The organism is Tamlana sp. 2_MG-2023 (assembly GCF_030548465.1).
Taxonomy (GTDB): Bacteria; Bacteroidota; Bacteroidia; order Flavobacteriales; family Flavobacteriaceae; genus Pseudotamlana.
In genome coordinates, this window is record NZ_JAUOSF010000009.1 from 37,586 (window position 1) to 54,632 (window position 17,047).

Here is a 17,047-nt window from a genome sequence, read left to right on the forward strand (position 1 = left end):
ACTACAATACCATTTTAACCATATAATGTTGCATATAATTTATTTCTTTTTCGCCCATATTTCAATAAAAATAAAACCGCAGCTAATGCTTTGCTTGAATTTTATATTTCATCTGAACAAAAAATAATTCAAATTAAAAATACGACATTATACAGTTACATTGGTATAAAAACTATTTTTGCTTCGACCTAAGTTTGGATATGAAACGCCACATTGTAAAAATTCGAAATAGTGCCTTGCCTAGATTTCTTCAAAAAAACAAGAAATATGCGCCTATCCTATTCTTTATAGGTGGTTTTATTTTTGACTCCTTAACGCTTGGCCGTATCGATAGGTTGTATGACCTTACTGTATTGTGTTTACACATGTCTGCACTGACTATTACCCTATACTTATTCAACTTAGCTGATGATGGCAAATGGAGAAATACGTTTTTAGGTCGTTTTGAGGAATACTTCCCTTTAGCGATTCAATTTTTCTTTGGAGGACTTTCAAGTGCCTACGTGATTTACTTTTCCAGAAGTGTTTCCTTGTCTAAAACAGCCTCTTTTTTTGTCATTCTGGTGGCCCTTTTTCTGGCTAACGAATTTCTAAAAAAGCGAATTTCTAACAAGTATCTACAGTTTAGTATTTATTACTTTATCAGCTTTACCTTTTTTGCTTTTATGATTCCCGTGTTTCTAAGAGATATGGGGCATCTTATTTTTCTATGCTCAGGACTTATAAGCCTCGGAGCCACGCTTAGTTTAATCACCATTATTTACAGAAAGAGTCCAAGCACAAGAGCAGAAGTGCATTTAGGAAAACTGATATCATTAATACTTGCTATCTATATTACAATTAATGTGTTTTATCATTTCAAACTAATCCCCCCTGTTCCACTTGCGTTACAAACAGGTATTGTTGCACATGATATAGTGGTTAAAAACAATGAATACACAGTAACTTTCGAGCAGAAAAAACAATTCATCTTCTGGAGAGATTACCGCTCTAAATTTGTTCGAACGCCAAATAAACCGGTTTATATATTTTCTTCCGTTTTTGCTCCAACAGCCTTGGAAAAATCAATTATTCACAGGTGGCAATGGTATGACGCTAATAGAGATAAATGGCAAACTTTTGACAATATCAGCTTTAAAATTAAAGGTGGTCGAAATGAAGGTTATCGTGGATACACCTATAAGAATAATGTTAAACCAGGGCTTTGGCGGGTTGAAGTAATTACCCAAGAAGAACTCGTTTTGGGAGTTATTGACTTTGAAATCATCACAGATCCTAACGAAAAACCACAACGATTGGTTACAAAAACTTACTAAAACCCAATCTTTTATATTGCTATTAATATTCGAGGAGGAATGATTTTATTCATTTTAACACTTGGAAAGATTTATTCTTGTTTTTTTATCTGATTTGTCCATATATTTAGCAAAACCAAACACCTCCAAAAACTAACCAAAGATGATTAAAAAACTAATCGTTGGACTTACACTATCCACTCTACTCTCTTTTGTGGCAGTCAATCACTTCAAAGCACTGGTATTAAAAAAACTAAATAGATATACTTCTGAAGAATATCCTGAAAAAATATATGTACAAACCGATAAACCCTATTATGCTTTAGGCGAAGACATCTGGTATACGGCCTATTTAGTTAATGGTGTAACACACAAAAAGTCTGAAAAAAGTAGAATCATTTATACGGAATTAATAAATGAACAGGACAGTATAGTTTCTAGAAGAGAGCTTTTTGTAGACCACATTGGTGTTGCTGGTGATTTTAAAATTGAAAAAAACTTTAAACCTGGTAAATATATCCTTAGAGCATACACCAATTACATGCGTAATTTAGACGAAAGTTATTTGTTTCAAAAAGAGATTTCGGTATGGGACGTGAAGGATAACACTAAAAAAGTAAACACTCCAAGCGCTACCAACCTACAAAACTCAAATCTCAGCACTATTCCAGATAATAAACCTGAAATTTACTTTTACCCTGAAGGTGGGAACCTAGTGACTAATCTAACTTCAAAAATTGCTATTAAATCAAAGAACAATAAAACCTTAGAAGGTCAAATAAAAGATTCCGACGGAAATACCTTAACACATTTTAAAACACAGAACTTTGGAATTGGCCTTATTAACTTAACACCAGAGGCTAATAAAAGCTATTATGCCAGTATTATTATTAATGGAAAGGAACAAAAATATAGTTTACCTAAAGCTTTACCTTCTGGACATAATCTTAACATCGCTAATTTTAGCGACAAAATAATCATTAAAGTTACGGCTAATCACGCTATCGGCTTAAAAAACACCTATCTGGTGGGGCACCAACGTGGGAATTTAATTTATGAGAAATTTGTACCTACCGCTATCAACGAATACTCGGTTATGCTTGACTCCAAACTACTAAACGATGGTGTTGCCAATTTCACCTTATTTGATAATAACGGCAAGCCCGTTTGCGAACGTCTTGTTTTTATAGACACTCCAAATAATAATGTTGATATTCAAATCAACTTAAGCAATACCACTCCTAAATCCAGAGAAAAGGTTACAATGAAATTAAACCTTAAAGACCAAAACGGTTCCCCTCTAGCCGGGCAATTTTCTATGGCCATAACAGATTTAGATGCGGTTGATCAAAAAACAACAAGTGAAAACATCAAAACATATCTATTACTTAATTCCGATTTAAGAGGCACCATTGAAAACCCAGGCTATTTTTTCGAAAAGAAAAACGACAAACGACGCAGTTATCAACTTGATTTAATTATGCTAACACATGGATGGAGAAGGTTTCAATGGACAGACTTACTATTTGCTTCACCTGAGAAAACTAAATATTCAGAAGAAAAAGGGTTATATTTTTCTGGTTACACTACAACTTTAAAAAACGGAAAAACAAGACAAGCCTCAACAACTAGAATGACCTTCATGGGCGAATTACCGCATCAAGAACAACAACAAACAGCGTCTAACGGTTCGTTTAAATACGGACCTTACATTTTTAACGATTCGCTCCCTGTACTTATTGAGGCTCGAACCGATCATTTTAAATCTGAAAAAGACACAGGAAACAGAAATCTTGCAATCTATCTAGATCAAAAGTATCACGACAGTCCGCGAATTGTAAAAAAAGAAGTTTTAAAACCACTTCTAAATGACAGTACAAAAATCACAACCTTTAAGGAGCAAGCCAAGACCATTTCGCAACTAGACTCACTTTATCATGAAACAGCTACACGGTTAGATGAAGTTCTTGTCACAGCTAGGATGAAATCAGAAACTGCCGTTAGAAATGAAAAACTCAATGAAAGAACAAATTATGGGTCCCCTAGCAAACGCTTGGACATGGCCGACTTTGAAAACTTAAGACATTTATCTGTTATTCAGTTAATAGGCCACCTGCCTGGGGTAATAACTACCGGAGACTCTATATATATTCGAACTGAACTTGTAACAAAAATTTATGTTGATGAAAGTGCCGTGGACGTTAGCGATATATCAACCATGACAGGTTCAGATATTGACTTTATGGATGTTTTAACCGGAGCTGCTGCTTCTATGTATAGTAATGCTGGACCAGGTGTTATTATTATTCATACGAGGTTAGGGATGTACACGAATACTAATACCAAGCGCAAACCAGGAATTATTAATTTTACAGCCAAAGGATTCTATTCTGCCAGAGAATACTATTCACCTAATTACGAAGATGATTTCACAATTGAAACCAAAAAAGATTTAAGAACGACCTTACATTGGGAGCCCTTGATTGAACTATCAGAAGCTAATGATAATGAAAGTATCGTGTCGTTTTTCACAAGTGATTCTAAAAGCACTTACGGTATAAAAATAGAAGGCATTACCGAAAATGGCAATCCGTTTTGTCACTTATCTACTCTAGAGGTAGACTAGGCCAACAAGTTAAAAGAAAAACAATTTCAATCTTTTTATTCATCATCTCTTAAAATTATAAACCGTTAAGACTTCGTTAAAATAGATTAGCCCATTAAACCTTTCTAAAAAGGACAAGTCCTAATAGTATAATTTTAAAAACATAAGAAGATGAAAAAAATACTAATAATTGCTATTGTTCTTATCGGATTACAAGGTATAGCTCAGGAACAAGGAAAAGAAGGAAAAAGACAACACCAAAAGCATCATCAAAAAATGGATTTAACTGCCGACCAAATGGCAACGCTTAAAACCAAAAAGATGACTTTGGCTTTAGACTTAACAGCTTCTCAGCAATCGGAAATACAAGCCTTAAATCTTGAAAAAGCGACAAAACGCAAAGCAATGATGGCAGAACGTAAGGCTAATAAAGATAATGAAAAGTCTAAAAAGCTAACTAGCGATGAACGTTATAACAAAGAAATCGCCAGATTAGATATGCAAATTGCTGAAAAAGCTAAAATGCAAAAAATCCTAAACAAGGAGCAATTTGAAAAGTTTGAAAAAATGCAAAAACACATGAAAAAACAAGGTAGACACCACAAGGATAATAAAGGAAAAGGTGAACACCGAAACGGATAGATTTTAGTTTAGTTTGATGATAAAAGCCGCATTTCTCAGTTTGGAAATGCGGCTTTTTATTTACAATAGAATTCTATATGGTATGCTTTGTTTTTTTCTCTACAATGTTTTTGACACTTGCTTTACCGCTTCAATCGTAAAATCAAGATCTTCGTAAGATAAGGCATCAGTAATAAACCACGTTTCAAAAGCACTAGGTGCAATATAAACCCCAGCGTTTAGAAGTCCGTGAAAGAACTTTTTAAACGATTCATTATTTCCTTTGGCGGCAGTTTCAAAGTCTACAACCTCAGTTTCATCAAAATGCACCGAAATCATAGACCCTACTCTATTAATAGTATGAATCACGTTGTTTTCGGTTAGAACCTTGGCAATACCTGCGTGTAAGTATTTTGTTTTTTCTTCTAATCTTGAAAAAACTTCAGCATCGTCATTCAATTCTCGAAGCATGGCCAAACCTGCAGCCATGGCTAACGGGTTTCCGCTTAAAGTTCCCGCTTGATAAACGGGACCTAGAGGGGCTAAAAAATTCATAATTTCTTCTCTAGCAGCAAAAGCGCCTACAGGTAAACCGCCACCAATTACTTTTCCGAAGCATACAATATCAGCATTAACATTGTAAAGTTCTTGCGCGCCTCCTTTTGCTAAACGAAAACCAGTCATGACCTCATCAAAAATTAATAAGATATTATTGGCATCACATAAAGTGCGTAGCTTTTTCAGAAAATCATTTTTTGGAGGCACACAGCCCATGTTTCCTGCCACTGGCTCAATAATCACACAGGAAATCTCGTCTTTATTGGCATCAACTAAAGCCTGTGCGTTCTCTATATCATTATATTTTGCTAATAGCGTGTCCTTTGCTGTTCCTTTCGTAACCCCAGGACTGTTTGGTGTTCCAAAGGTACTCGCACCACTACCCGCTTGAATTAAAAACGAATCTGAATGCCCGTGATAACAACCAGCAAACTTGATAATTTTATCTTTTCCGGTGTAACCACGTGCCAAACGCACCGCACTCATACACGCCTCGGTACCAGAATTTACAAATCGTATTTTATCAATATTAGGCACCATGGAAACGGCCAACTCAGCAATGTCAGTTTCTATTTCTGTTGGCATCCCAAAAGAAGTTCCCTTTTTAGCTTTTTCAACAACAGCATCAACAACCGGTTGGTAGGCGTGACCTAAAATCATTGGCCCCCAAGAATTGATATAATCAATTAAGCGGTTTCCATCTTCATCATATAAATAAGCTCCCTGAGCTTCCTTAACAAATATTGGCGTTCCTCCAACACCTCCAAAAGCTCTAACTGGAGAGTTTACACCACCTGGGATTACTTTTTCTGCCTCAGCAAATAAGGCGCTGCTTCTTTTATAAATCATAACTATTACTGTTTATTTTTATGGTTTCACGACAAGTACTTGTCCGATATCCAAGGACGTACCACGTAAACCATTTAATTTTTGAAGTTGTTCTACTGTTAAATTATAACGTTTGGAAATCCCGTAGAGAGTATCTCCTTTTTCAACGGTATAAGTCCCTTTAACGCTTGCCATTGGCGCTTCATATTTAACATAGTTCTTACCTAAAACAGACTCATCATATTCGTATAGTTTGTAGCGCTCTATCAAACTAATAAGCTTATCAGGGTATTTTCTGTCAGTAGCATAACCAGCAGCTCTTAAACCTTTCGCCCAACCTTTATAATCTTCTTGTTTTAATTTGAAAAGTCCCGAATAGCGTGAGCGTTCACTTAAAAATAACGAATGATCGCGAAATGAATATTTAGGATCTTTATATTTTCTAAAACATTCCTGATCTGCATCATCATCATGGTAGATTTTTGCTCCTTTCCACCCATGGCATTTAATACCAAAATGGTTGTTCGCTTCTACCGAAAGACGTCCTTTCCCCGATCCTGATTCTAAAATTCCTTGCGCCAAAGTAATACTAGCTGGAATTTTGTAAAGCGCCATTTCTTCCTGCGCGATTTGGTGATATTGATAAATATAAGCATCAACACTGCTGGTAAACGTAGGTGCAGGTGCAGAAACTTCAGATTCTAAATCCTTAGTAACAGGTTCTGATTGTGGTTTAGTAACAACACGTTCAGTGCGTTTAGTGGGTTTTTTAGCAACGGCTTGTTTTTTAGATTTACAACTAAACAAGGCACAGGCTAAAAATAAAACTAATAAAATTCTCTTCATTACATCAAATAATTAATGGTAAATTTTTCTTTTTCAAAAAGGCATTCATACCCGGTATACCTTGTAGGCCTCCCGAATGAATGGCTAAAATTTTAGAGCCTTTTGGGAAATAACCCTTTTCAATTAAATCGAAAATCCCAAATAGCATTTTCCCGGTATAAACAGGATCTAAGGGAATGCTATAATCGGCTTTAAACTGATTGATAAACGTGACTAATTCTTCATTTATTTTGGCATAGCCTCCAAAATGATAGTCTGAAATCAATTCCCAATTAGATTGTTTTGCAAATTTACTAATATCTCGCTTTAAAAAGTCCCCTTTTAAGGCAGGAAAACCTAAAACTTGTTGACGAGGTTTTGAACAATTTATGAGTCCGGTTATCGTACCGCCCGTTCCTACCGCCGTACAAACAAAATCGAAGGCTTTATCCTCTTCTGTTAAAATTTCTTCACAGCCTTTAACAGCTAAGGTATTCGTACCGCCTTCAGGAACCATATAAAATTCACCAAACTCTTGTTGCAAATTCGCTAAAAATTCTGGAGATGTTTTATTTCGATATTCTGTTCTAGACACAAACTTGAATTTCATACCATGCTGTTTAGCAAAACTCAAAGTAGGATTGTTTTCAATTTCAGACTCCAATTCCTCACCACGGATAACTCCAATGGTCTTAAAATCGAATAACCGACCTGCCGCAGCTACTGCTGCAATATGGTTAGAGAACGCGCCACCAAAAGTAAGTAAGGTTTTAGCGCCTTGTTTTTCGGCCTCCTGAAGGTTGTATTTTAACTTGCGATATTTATTCCCTGAAACAAAAGGATGTATGGCATCCTCACGTTTTATGTACAATTCAACACCTTTATTCGGAAGATTGATGTGCTGGTTAATGCTATTTTCAAGCTTAAATATCATGATTGCGAAGATACTTTAAAAATGCCCAAAACGGACGCACTTTTAAATATTCTAAGTTCGATTGGTTGGTATAGGCTTCGCGTTCAAAAGAGATATTTCTATAGGCTTTTTTCCAATTCTGATAATATCCTAGGCGAATTAAAAACTCAGAAACATAAAACATATAAAACGGAAGCACTAACATTTCAAGTTGCTGTTTAAGATGAATACGCTCGTGATTTAACAAAATAACATCTTTTAAAAGCTTACGATGCTTTAAAAAAATAAAAGGAAACAGCGTTAGGCCTGTATAGCCTTTTGGTATCATATATTTTGAAATAAAAATCATAACAGAATCACGCTTATAGGTGCGTATTTGAATAAACCACAAAATAAATAATTCTACCAATTTACACTATCTTTGTAAGCAATGAAAAAAATAATACCTATTGAAGAAGGCGATTACTACCTTACACCAGAAGGTTATCGTTGTTTTACTGAAAAATATCACCTAAGGCGTGGTTATTGTTGCCAAAGTGGTTGTAGACACTGCCCTTATGGCTACAACAAAAAAACGAATACAATCAACAAGTAGTTCCTATTCAGCAAAATACAAGCCGAATTGGTATGATTCTTGATGTTTTAATGAAATAATGATCATTTAAATAATTGTCCTATGAAACACATTACAAAAATAGCAGCGGTACTGCTTTTCGCTTTAACACTAACCTCGTGTAGCTCGATTCAAGTTGCCGCAGATTACGATAAAGAAGTTAATTTTGACAACTATAAAACCTTTGCCTTTTTTAAAAACGGTATTGATAAAGCTGAAATTAGCGATTTAGATAAACGCCGTATTTTACGCGCTATTGAATCGGAATTATTAAAAAAAGGCTTCACCAAATCTGAAGACCCCGATTTACTGATAAGCTTATTTACAAAATCAAATCAACGTGTTGACGTTTACAACAACTCTTGGGGTTATGGCGCCTGGGGTTGGGGTGGTTACGGCATGGGACCTGGTTGGGGCTGGGGTTGGAACATGCAACCTGATGTATCAACCAGCACCGAAGGACAACTTTACATAGACCTTATTGATGCCGATAAAAAAGAACTGGTTTGGCAAGGTATGGGAACCGGTTATTTAACGCAAAACATGGAACAAAAAGAAGCTCGAATTCAAGAGTTTGTTGCTAAAATCATGGAAAAATATCCTCCTGAATTAGATCAAAAGAAATAACACAAAAAAGAGGCTGTCTAAAAAGTATTAAAGTACGTCATTCTGAACTTGATTCAGAATCGCATCATATTGATAACCAATCATTATGAGAACCTGAATCAAGTTCAGGTTGACGAAAACTTCACTTTTTGAACAGCCTCTTTTTTATAAATTATCTAAAACGCTTCAACGTTTCTTTTGTAAAATCACTCAAAACCAAGCGCCCGCTTATTTCTGCGCGTTCTGCTAAAAGCGTATCCCAATGTGCGGTACCTTCCCAAATAACGCTTTTCATAGCTTTTAAGGCTTCAGGATTATAAGTTATAAGCTTTTCAGCAAGATTAGAAACCGCTTTATCTAATGCTTCAACGCTATCAAAAACGTTTCCGTATAAACCTTTTTCCTTGGCGAATTCTGCTGAATAAAATTCCTCTGCGTTGATCGTCATTTGAGACATCGTCATTTTACCCATTTTTCTAGAAACTGCTGGCTCTATTACAAACGGACCAATACCAATGCTTAATTCACTAAGTTTTATTGCTGCATATTGTGAAGCTAAGCAATAATCGGTTGCCGCAGCTATACCAACACCGCCACCAACAGCTTTTCCTTGTACACGGCCAATGATTAATTTCGGACAAGTACGCATGGCATTAATTACATTAGCAAAGCCAGAAAAAAATTGCCTTCCTGTTTGAGCATCTTCTATTTCAATAAGTTCATTAAAACTAGCTCCGGCACAAAACGTACGTTCACCACCGCTTTTTAACACAATCACTTTAATTTCAGGGTTATTTCCTGCTTGACTAATGGTTTCAGCTAAATCTTTTAAAACTTCACTAGGCATAGCGTTTCTATTGGGATGAAAAAATTCGATATACCCAACACTGTTTTCTATATTTAAATTGACGTAAGCTTCCATGGTTTCTTAAGTTTAACGGGCTGAATATACATAAAATAATTAGTAACACTTGTTACCTTCATTTTAATGAATGAAAGATATATTTGTATAAAATTTAAAATTTTATGGGCATATTAAATTCACTTTTCGGAAACAAAAGCGTGAAAGTTAAAGATTTTCAATCGAGAGGCGCTATTATTATAGATGTTAGAACAGTTGCAGAATATAGCCAAAGTGCGATTCCTGGCTCAAAAAACATGCCTTTACAAACGTTGAACGCTAATATCGAAACTATTAAAAAATTAAACAAACCTGTAATCACTTGTTGTGCTAGCGGGGTACGTTCTGGAAGTGCTGCCGCCTTATTAAAATCGAATGGGATTGAAACCTTAAACGGCGGTGGCTTTATGAGTTTGTATAAAAAATTAGAGCTTTAAGCCTTTTAAATCTTCTGCTTCATAAATGGGTGTTTCGTTGTATTGCAGTGTCCACCCCATAGAGTTGGTAAGAATATAGAATTTTGAAAGTTCGCTAATCAATCGATTTTTAGCATTGCTTTTTAATTCTGATTTGTCAATTTTCTTCTTTAATGAAGCATTGACTGTATTCTTGATTTTATTATAATCTTTAGCTTCAAAAGGATTTAAAAAATCAGCTTGCACATCATAATATTCAAAATCGGGGTTAATGGTTATTTCTTCTTCTGGAATACTTAAAATTCTTAGTGTTTTGGTAGCCTCGTCAACTTCAAACTCAATTTTACTTAAATCGTAAGCGACAGTGACATCGGCATTCACGACCACTAAGGCTTTTTTCTCTACCGTTAAATAATTGCTTAGAATTTCCTTTGAATTCTGGTAATTAAAAACCTGACTAAAATGTCCTTCGGTAACTATAAGCTTCCCTACATTATTTATTTGCTTTTGAATAAGTGCAGAGTTTTCTTGAAGAATGGTTTTTTCTTCCTTTTTAGCCTCACAGTTTTTAAACGCATAAAGCACCACTAAAGCTATAACGATACCTAATAGAATTTTTCGCATGCACTAATTTAGAAAAATTTTTAATGCTTTCATTAGAATAGCATACCTATTATAATTACAAATACGAGATGTTATAAAACAAAAAAACATCGGTTCCTTCGACATATGAAGCCTACCAATGTAATTAAGTTGTCTAAACTAAACAGTTCAAAGATAAGGGAGATCTAAAGACATTATATTAAAGCATTGTTAAGTTAATCTTATTTTAAGTTAACAATGCAACTTCGACTTGATAGGTTAACTTAAAGCACAAAAAAAGCACCACGGACCACCCTTTTAAATTTGGCTTATGATGCTTTTTGTGATAAACTGATTAATAGCAATAATAAATGTACAACTATTAAAAGTGCTGACCATGTGTTTTTCGACAAAATGTTACTTAAAAGAGTTGAAATGATTATCTAGATTTAGAACCTCAAAAAACCACCAAACATTTATAAATTCAGAATTTAATCTGCGGAAATGTTGCTTGTAACACCCTCATCTTTTCATTCAGGTTTTGAAGAAATTTTTGATGTGCTTCAGAATTTTCATTGAATGCTCTGTGCTGAAGTCCCTTTTGAATACCATCAACCGTATCCATAGTTTTTGAAGTTTCTTCTGAAACCCACACACTTTTAAACTTCTCCCAAATATATTGAATGGCTAACGGATTAGGGTGTACCATATCTTCAGCATAAAAACGATAATCACGAAGTTCATCCATCATGATTTCGTACGACGGAAAGTAAAAAGCATCTCCATTCTTGCTTACCTTATTCTGATTCAAAAATTGATGAATTGCTGAAATTAAATGTGCTTTACTTTGAGTATTTTCAACAAAACCATCCTTTAAATGACGTACTGGCGACACCGTAAAAACAATAACGGCTTTCGAATTTAAACGTCTTATAGTTTTCTCTATTTCTTGCAAAACCTCATATATCTCCTGAACGGATAATATATTTTTCAAAAATTGCTTTTGCGGAATTTTATGGCAATTAGCAACCACTTTTTGAGTTTCAATGAAGCGGTAAACCCACGCCGTACCTAAAGTGATGATAACATGAGACGCTTTGTCTAATGCTTCATGCGTGGTAATTACATTTTCGTTTAGTTTACTTATTAAAGTTTCTTTTGAAGAATGACTTAACTTTGAATGTGCATCAAAAGAATGCCATTGTTCGTTTTGAAAAAAAACATCGTCACCAGTGTAGATCTTTTTTTCAACAGCGTTTGAAACGAGCGTTTGAATGGCTAAAGGGTGAAAAAGAATTCCAAACGGATTTTGAATATTCTGAAACTTAAAATAAGCTAGCTTTTCTCCTATGTTTTCAGAAAAACAGGAACCTAACATCAGCAAATTAGAATTATAGTCTATGAGATACTCAGACTGTTTTTCTAATACTATTTTAGTTTGAAGGTTCACCTGTTTAAAATTGTAAAGTCACATAAATGTAAAGTGATAAAGTTAGGTTTTAGAAAACTTTATCACTTTATTTATTTTGAAACTTTCTTATACGATATAATTTTTAGCTTCCGCTAAAGCTTGATCAATACCTCCTGGGTTTTTCCCTCCTGCAGTAGCGAAGAACGGTTGTCCACCACCACCACCTTGGATGAATTTACCAAGTTCGCGAACCACTTGACCGGCATTTAGACCTTTACTAGCTACTAATTCCTTAGAAATATAACATGACAATAAAGCTTTACCGTCTTTTTCGGTAGCAAATAATAAGAATAAGTTATCAAACTGACTACCTAGCTCAAAAGCCACATCTTTTAATCCACCAGCATCTAAATCTAATTTCTTTGCTAAAAATTGAATACCGTTTATTTCGGTCAATTCACTTTTAAGTTCACCTTTTACGTTTTTTGCTTTGTCTTTTAATAAGCTTTCAATTTGCTTTTTAAGATTAGCATTTTCATCTTGTAAGTTTTGAAGCGCCTTTACAGGTTCTTTGGCATTATTAAGCAAACCTTTCATTTCTTGAAAAGAGCGGTTGTTTTCGGTATAATATCCTTTAACCCCATCATTTGTAATGGCTTCAATACGTCTAATCCCTGCAGCAACAGCACCTTCAGACACAATTTTAAAATGCCAAATATCAGCAGTATTCTTAACGTGTGTTCCTCCACAAAGCTCTATAGATTGCCCGAATTGAATAGAACGCACCGTATCGCCGTATTTTTCACCAAATAAACTCATAGCTCCATTGGCAATAGCTTCTTCCTTAGGCACATTACGTTTTTCAACTAAAGGTATTTTTCCGCTAATTCTTGCATTTACAAAACTTTCAATATCGTGTAATTCATCTTCCGTAAGTTTAGAAAAATGTGAAAAATCAAAGCGTAAATATTTCGAGTGTACCGCACTTCCTTTTTGTTCTACATGTGTTCCTAAAATAGAACGCAAGGCTTGATGCAACAAGTGTGTGGCCGTATGGTTACATTCTGTTCTGTGGCGTTGTTTTTCATCAACCACCACTTTTAGAGACTCGTTTAAGTGTTTTGGCAAGGTTTCAGTAAAGTGAATGATCACGTTGTTTTCTTTTTTGGTATTCAGGATATAAACCACATCACCGTAAGCATCTTCAATATACCCCTTATCACCTACTTGTCCGCCACCTTCAGGGTAAAATGGTGTCATGTTAAAAACCAATTGAAACATATCGCCATCCTTTTTGGAAGTCACTTTTCTGTATCGAGTTAATTTTACTTTCGCTTCAAGCGAATCGTAACCAATAAATTCTTCGACATCATCTTCTACTAAAACCGTCCAATCATCGGTAGACATTTCGCTAGCCGCACGCGAACGTTTTTTTTGTTTTTGAAGTTCTTCTTCAAAACCTTTTTCATCTAGTTTCAATCCTTTTTCAGAAAGAATCAATGCAGTTAAATCTATAGGAAACCCGTAAGTATCGTATAATTCAAAAGCTTTAGTTCCCGGTACGATCTCACCGTTTGTATCTTCTACAACGCGATTTAATAATACCAAACCTTGATCTAGAGTTCTTAAAAAAGACTGTTCTTCTTCTTTAATTACGTTTTCAACAAGTTGTTTTTGTGCTTTTAATTCAGGAAATGCTTTCCCCATTTTTTTATCTAAAACATCAACCAGTCTATAAATAAAAGGTTCTTTTTTATCTAAAAATGTAAATCCGTAACGAACCGCACGACGTAATATTCTTCGAATCACATAACCAGCGCCCGTGTTACTAGGTAACTGCCCATCGGCAATTGAAAAAGCCACGGCACGAACGTGATCACAAATAACACGAATGGCTACATCTACCTTTTCATCTTTTCCGTAAGTTTTATTTGTAATGGCTTCAACTTCTTTAATGATTGGCGTGAAAACATCGGTATCATAATTAGACTGAACACCTTGTAAAACCATACATAAACGCTCAAACCCCATACCGGTATCAATATGCTTATTTGGTAAGGATTCTAAAGAACCATTCGCTTTCCTGTTGTATTGCATGAATACCAAGTTCCAGATTTCTACAACTTGAGGGTGGTCTTGATTTACTAAATCCTTTCCTGGGATTTTCGCTTTTTCTTCTGCAGAACGAATATCAACATGAATTTCACTACAAGGTCCGCAAGGCCCTTGATCGCCCATTTCCCAGAAGTTATCTTTTTTATCACCTGTAATGATACGATCTTCAGAAATGTATTTTTTCCAAATTTCTAAGGCTTCAGTATCTAAATCAAGACCATCTTCCTTACTACCTTCAAAAACCGATACATATAAAATGTCTTTATCAATTTTAAAAACTTCGGTTAATAATTCCCAAGCCCAAGCAATCGCTTCTTCTTTAAAATAATCACCAAAACTCCAGTTTCCTAGCATTTCAAACAAGGTATGGTGATAGGTATCATAACCAACTTCCTCCAAATCATTGTGCTTACCAGAAACACGTAAACATTTTTGAGAATCAGTAATTCTGTTATTTTTAGGCTGTGCATTCCCTAAAAAATATTCTTTAAAAGGCGCCATACCCGCATTTACGAACATTAAAGTAGGGTCGTCTTTTAAAACCATTGGAGCCGATGGTACGATACTGTGTTGTTTTTCTTCAAAAAAACTTAAAAACTTAGCGCGAATGTCTTGTGATTTCATGTAATATTTTTAAACACCTTGTTTCTAATCCATTAGATTTAATGGGAAACAATTTTTATATTTATGCTACAAATTTATTTTAAATTTGGTTCAGCTTTAAACTTCAAAGCTATTATTATTAAAAATTTTTATAATAATTTTTTTGTAGGTTTGTTCGTTTACTGCTTAATTGAAGATTATAAACACCTTCAATGCGCTGCAAAAATAGCATAATTTAAGAAATGAGTAAGGTAAAATATTATTACGATCCTGATACGCTCTCCTATAGGAAGATACACCGTAAAAAACGTACCACATTTAAGTACGCTTTTTTCTTTATTTTAGGAACAGCCTTTTTCGCGTTTATTTTCGTTTTTATTGGAAGTCAGTATGTTGAATCGCCAAAAGAGCGTGCCTTAAAAAGAGAACTTCAGAACACGCAATTACAATTTGAACTGCTGAATAAAAAAATGGAACATGCTGAAACCGTTTTAGCCAATGTTGCCGATAGAGATAATAACATTTATCGTGTTTATTTTGAAGCCAACCCTATTCCAGATGAACAACGCCGCGCTGGTTTTGGTGGGGTAAACCGATACAAAAACTTAGAAGGTTTCGACAATTCTAAGTTAATTATAGAAAGTAATAAACGCATTGACATTCTTCAAAAGCAAATTGTGGTGCAATCGAAATCGCTTGATGAAATCACAAAATTAGCTGAAGACAAAGAAAAGCTTCTCGCTGCTATCCCTGCCATTCAACCGGTAAACAATAAAGATTTAACACGTATGGCATCTGGTTACGGTATGCGTACCGACCCGTTTACCAAGGTTAGAAAAATGCACCGTGGTATGGATTTCTCTGCACCAAGAGGCACACCGATTTACGCATCTGGTGATGGTGTTGTGACGCGTGCAGATTCCAGATCTACAGGCTACGGAAACCATATTAGAATTGACCACGGTTATGGCTATGTGAGTTTATATGCGCACTTGTACAAGTACAACGTTAGAAAAAATCAAAAAGTAAAACGTGGAGACTTAATCGGTTTTGTAGGTAGTACAGGGCGTTCTCAGGGGCCGCATTTACACTATGAAATATTTAAGGATGAGGAACGAATTAACCCTATTAATTTCTATTACGGCAGTTTAACTTCCGAAGAATTTAATAAACTATTGGAGCATGCTTCACTAGAAAATCAATCTTTAGATTAATGCATATCAATCTGCCCGAAAAACGTTATTATGCCATTGGCGAAGTTGCCAAAGCATTTGACGTGAACACCTCATTGATTCGTTTTTGGGAAAAAGAATTTGATGTTTTAAAACCGAAAAAAAACGCTAAAGGCAATAGAAAATTCACCCCCGAAGACATCAAAAACCTAAAATTTATCTACCATTTGGTAAAAGAACGCGGATTTACTTTAGAAGGCGCCAAAACACACCTTAAGGAAGAGAAAAAGCAAGCTTTAAATACTTTTGAAATTGTTAGTAAACTTGAAGACATTAAAAATCAACTTAATAAAATAAAACAACACCTTTAAAATTTAAGCATCATGAAGAAATTTTTACCATGGATTATTATCGCCGTACTTGTCATAGGAGTTTACTCTTGGGTTAAAGGATTTAACAACACCGCTGTTACCCTTAAAGAAGAAGCCACTAAATCTTGGGCTAATGTTGAAAGTAGCTACCAAAGACGAAATGATTTAATTGGCAACCTCGTTAAAACCGTGCAAGGTGCTGCCGAATACGAAAGAGGTACCTTAACAGATGTTATTGAAGCTAGAGCAAAAGCGACTTCAATGAACATTGACCCATCAAACATGACTCCTGAACAAATGGCTAAATTTAGCGAAGTGCAAAGTGGTTTATCTGGTGCTTTAAAAAGCTTATTAGTAACGGTTGAACGCTACCCTGATTTAAAGGCCAACCAAAACTTCCTTGAACTACAAAGTCAGTTAGAAGGAACAGAAAACAGAATAAATGTTACAAGAGACCGTTTTAATGAAGCTGTTCAGCCTTACAACAAACATATTAAAACCTTTCCTAATACGATTTTAGCTGGTGTTTTAAACTTTGATGAAATGGCTTATTACAAAGCAGATGCTGGTAGTGAGAATGCTCCTGACGTAAATTTTGAATTTTAGTAAAAA

At 35.0% G+C, this 17,047-nt stretch carries 17 protein-coding genes; 9 read left to right on the forward strand and 8 right to left on the reverse strand.

Annotated elements, in window-relative coordinates:
* Nucleotides 1–200 precede the first annotated feature (200 nt).
* From Q4566_RS14210 to Q4566_RS14220, 3 genes are all read left to right on the forward strand, one after another.
* The gene (locus tag Q4566_RS14210) at nucleotides 201–1,316 is read left to right on the forward strand and encodes a DUF2914 domain-containing protein (protein ID WP_303422505.1); all 1,116 of its coding nucleotides are present in this window, start codon (nucleotides 201–203) and stop codon (nucleotides 1,314–1,316) included.
* A 142-nt stretch (nucleotides 1,317–1,458) separates the two neighbouring features.
* Entirely contained in the window at nucleotides 1,459–3,921 is a 2,463-nt protein-coding gene (locus tag Q4566_RS14215; protein ID WP_303422508.1) for a hypothetical protein, read from the forward strand.
* Nucleotides 3,922–4,071: 150 nt separating this feature from the next.
* Complete coding sequence (locus Q4566_RS14220) at nucleotides 4,072–4,542, forward strand: hypothetical protein (RefSeq protein WP_303422511.1); 471 nt, start codon at nucleotides 4,072–4,074, stop codon at nucleotides 4,540–4,542.
* 99 nt (nucleotides 4,543–4,641) lie between these two features.
* Here Q4566_RS14220 and hemL read toward each other — a convergent pair whose 3' ends face one another.
* The 4 genes from hemL to Q4566_RS14240 are packed head-to-tail and all read right to left on the reverse strand — an operon-like array spanning nucleotide 4,642 to nucleotide 7,973.
* Entirely contained in the window at nucleotides 4,642–5,928 is a 1,287-nt protein-coding gene (hemL, locus tag Q4566_RS14225; protein ID WP_303422514.1) for a glutamate-1-semialdehyde 2,1-aminomutase, read from the reverse strand.
* Between the two features lie 18 nt (nucleotides 5,929–5,946).
* Nucleotides 5,947–6,753 carry a glucosaminidase domain-containing protein gene (locus Q4566_RS14230; RefSeq protein WP_303422517.1) on the reverse strand — a complete coding sequence of 269 codons (807 nt, stop codon included), beginning with the start codon at nucleotides 6,751–6,753 and terminating at the stop codon, nucleotides 5,947–5,949.
* A gap of 4 nt (nucleotides 6,754–6,757) precedes the next feature.
* Nucleotides 6,758–7,666, reverse strand: a complete 909-nt coding sequence (locus Q4566_RS14235; RefSeq protein WP_303422519.1) for a 1-aminocyclopropane-1-carboxylate deaminase/D-cysteine desulfhydrase — start codon at nucleotides 7,664–7,666, stop codon at nucleotides 6,758–6,760.
* Nucleotides 7,656–7,973, reverse strand: a complete 318-nt coding sequence (locus Q4566_RS14240) for a hypothetical protein (RefSeq protein WP_303422522.1) — start codon at nucleotides 7,971–7,973, stop codon at nucleotides 7,656–7,658. Before Q4566_RS14240 ends, Q4566_RS14235 begins: the two co-directional genes overlap by 11 nt.
* A 102-nt stretch (nucleotides 7,974–8,075) precedes the next feature.
* On the opposite strand from Q4566_RS14240, the gene Q4566_RS14245 reads away from it, so the two are divergent.
* Complete coding sequence (locus Q4566_RS14245) at nucleotides 8,076–8,240, forward strand: DUF5522 domain-containing protein (protein ID WP_303422525.1); 165 nt, start codon at nucleotides 8,076–8,078, stop codon at nucleotides 8,238–8,240.
* A gap of 81 nt (nucleotides 8,241–8,321) precedes the next feature.
* Entirely contained in the window at nucleotides 8,322–8,885 is a 564-nt protein-coding gene (locus tag Q4566_RS14250; protein WP_303422528.1) for a DUF4136 domain-containing protein, read from the forward strand.
* Between the two features lie 151 nt (nucleotides 8,886–9,036).
* Here Q4566_RS14250 and Q4566_RS14255 read toward each other — a convergent pair whose 3' ends face one another.
* Entirely contained in the window at nucleotides 9,037–9,786 is a 750-nt protein-coding gene (locus Q4566_RS14255; RefSeq protein ID WP_303422530.1) for an enoyl-CoA hydratase/isomerase family protein, read from the reverse strand.
* A 104-nt stretch (nucleotides 9,787–9,890) separates the two neighbouring features.
* On the opposite strand from Q4566_RS14255, the gene Q4566_RS14260 reads away from it, so the two are divergent.
* The gene (locus Q4566_RS14260) at nucleotides 9,891–10,202 is read left to right on the forward strand and encodes a rhodanese-like domain-containing protein (RefSeq protein ID WP_303422533.1); all 312 of its coding nucleotides are present in this window, start codon (nucleotides 9,891–9,893) and stop codon (nucleotides 10,200–10,202) included.
* Here Q4566_RS14260 and Q4566_RS14265 read toward each other — a convergent pair.
* The 3 genes from Q4566_RS14265 to alaS form a co-directional block, all read right to left on the reverse strand.
* A complete protein-coding gene (locus tag Q4566_RS14265) occupies nucleotides 10,191–10,805 on the reverse strand; it encodes a DUF4230 domain-containing protein (RefSeq protein WP_303422536.1) in 615 nt (204 codons plus the stop codon). The genes Q4566_RS14260 and Q4566_RS14265 overlap by 12 nt on opposite strands.
* Nucleotides 10,806–11,247: 442 nt before the next feature.
* The gene (locus tag Q4566_RS14270) at nucleotides 11,248–12,213 is read right to left on the reverse strand and encodes a GSCFA domain-containing protein (protein ID WP_303422539.1); all 966 of its coding nucleotides are present in this window, start codon (nucleotides 12,211–12,213) and stop codon (nucleotides 11,248–11,250) included.
* An 87-nt stretch (nucleotides 12,214–12,300) separates the two neighbouring features.
* The gene (gene alaS / locus Q4566_RS14275; protein WP_303422542.1) at nucleotides 12,301–14,913 is read right to left on the reverse strand and encodes an alanine--tRNA ligase; all 2,613 of its coding nucleotides are present in this window, start codon (nucleotides 14,911–14,913) and stop codon (nucleotides 12,301–12,303) included.
* A 221-nt stretch (nucleotides 14,914–15,134) separates the two neighbouring features.
* On the opposite strand from alaS, the gene Q4566_RS14280 reads away from it, so the two are divergent.
* The 3 genes from Q4566_RS14280 to Q4566_RS14290 are packed head-to-tail and all read left to right on the forward strand — an operon-like array spanning nucleotide 15,135 to nucleotide 17,041.
* A complete protein-coding gene (locus Q4566_RS14280; protein ID WP_303422545.1) occupies nucleotides 15,135–16,106 on the forward strand; it encodes a M23 family metallopeptidase in 972 nt (323 codons plus the stop codon).
* Entirely contained in the window at nucleotides 16,106–16,435 is a 330-nt protein-coding gene (locus tag Q4566_RS14285) for a MerR family transcriptional regulator (RefSeq protein ID WP_303422548.1), read from the forward strand. The genes Q4566_RS14280 and Q4566_RS14285 overlap by 1 nt, the downstream gene beginning before the upstream one ends.
* A gap of 12 nt (nucleotides 16,436–16,447) precedes the next feature.
* Nucleotides 16,448–17,041, forward strand: a complete 594-nt coding sequence (locus tag Q4566_RS14290) for a LemA family protein (RefSeq protein ID WP_303422552.1) — start codon at nucleotides 16,448–16,450, stop codon at nucleotides 17,039–17,041.
* Nucleotides 17,042–17,047: the final 6 nt, after the last annotated feature.

What these genes read in the sequence shown, in the direction of transcription:
- Q4566_RS14250 (WP_303422528.1), top strand. Translation starts at nt 8,322, where the DNA reads ATGAAACACATTACAAAAATAGCAGCGGTACTGCTTTTCGCTTTAACA.
- Q4566_RS14290 (WP_303422552.1), top strand. Translation starts at nt 16,448, where the DNA reads ATGAAGAAATTTTTACCATGGATTATTATCGCCGTACTTGTCATAGGA.
- Q4566_RS14280 (WP_303422545.1), top strand. Translation starts at nt 15,135, where the DNA reads ATGAGTAAGGTAAAATATTATTACGATCCTGATACGCTCTCCTATAGG.
- Q4566_RS14235 (WP_303422519.1), bottom strand. Translation starts at nt 7,666, where the DNA reads ATGATATTTAAGCTTGAAAATAGCATTAACCAGCACATCAATCTTCCG.
- Q4566_RS14285 (WP_303422548.1), top strand. Translation starts at nt 16,106, where the DNA reads ATGCATATCAATCTGCCCGAAAAACGTTATTATGCCATTGGCGAAGTT.
- Q4566_RS14245 (WP_303422525.1), top strand. Translation starts at nt 8,076, where the DNA reads ATGAAAAAAATAATACCTATTGAAGAAGGCGATTACTACCTTACACCA.
- Q4566_RS14230 (WP_303422517.1), bottom strand. Translation starts at nt 6,753, where the DNA reads ATGAAGAGAATTTTATTAGTTTTATTTTTAGCCTGTGCCTTGTTTAGT.
- Q4566_RS14240 (WP_303422522.1), bottom strand. Translation starts at nt 7,973, where the DNA reads ATGATACCAAAAGGCTATACAGGCCTAACGCTGTTTCCTTTTATTTTT.
- hemL (WP_303422514.1), bottom strand. Translation starts at nt 5,928, where the DNA reads ATGATTTATAAAAGAAGCAGCGCCTTATTTGCTGAGGCAGAAAAAGTA.
- Q4566_RS14210 (WP_303422505.1), top strand. Translation starts at nt 201, where the DNA reads ATGAAACGCCACATTGTAAAAATTCGAAATAGTGCCTTGCCTAGATTT.
- Q4566_RS14265 (WP_303422536.1), bottom strand. Translation starts at nt 10,805, where the DNA reads ATGCGAAAAATTCTATTAGGTATCGTTATAGCTTTAGTGGTGCTTTAT.
- alaS (WP_303422542.1), bottom strand. Translation starts at nt 14,913, where the DNA reads ATGAAATCACAAGACATTCGCGCTAAGTTTTTAAGTTTTTTTGAAGAA.
- Q4566_RS14220 (WP_303422511.1), top strand. Translation starts at nt 4,072, where the DNA reads ATGAAAAAAATACTAATAATTGCTATTGTTCTTATCGGATTACAAGGT.
- Q4566_RS14260 (WP_303422533.1), top strand. Translation starts at nt 9,891, where the DNA reads ATGGGCATATTAAATTCACTTTTCGGAAACAAAAGCGTGAAAGTTAAA.
- Q4566_RS14255 (WP_303422530.1), bottom strand. Translation starts at nt 9,786, where the DNA reads ATGGAAGCTTACGTCAATTTAAATATAGAAAACAGTGTTGGGTATATC.
- Q4566_RS14215 (WP_303422508.1), top strand. Translation starts at nt 1,459, where the DNA reads ATGATTAAAAAACTAATCGTTGGACTTACACTATCCACTCTACTCTCT.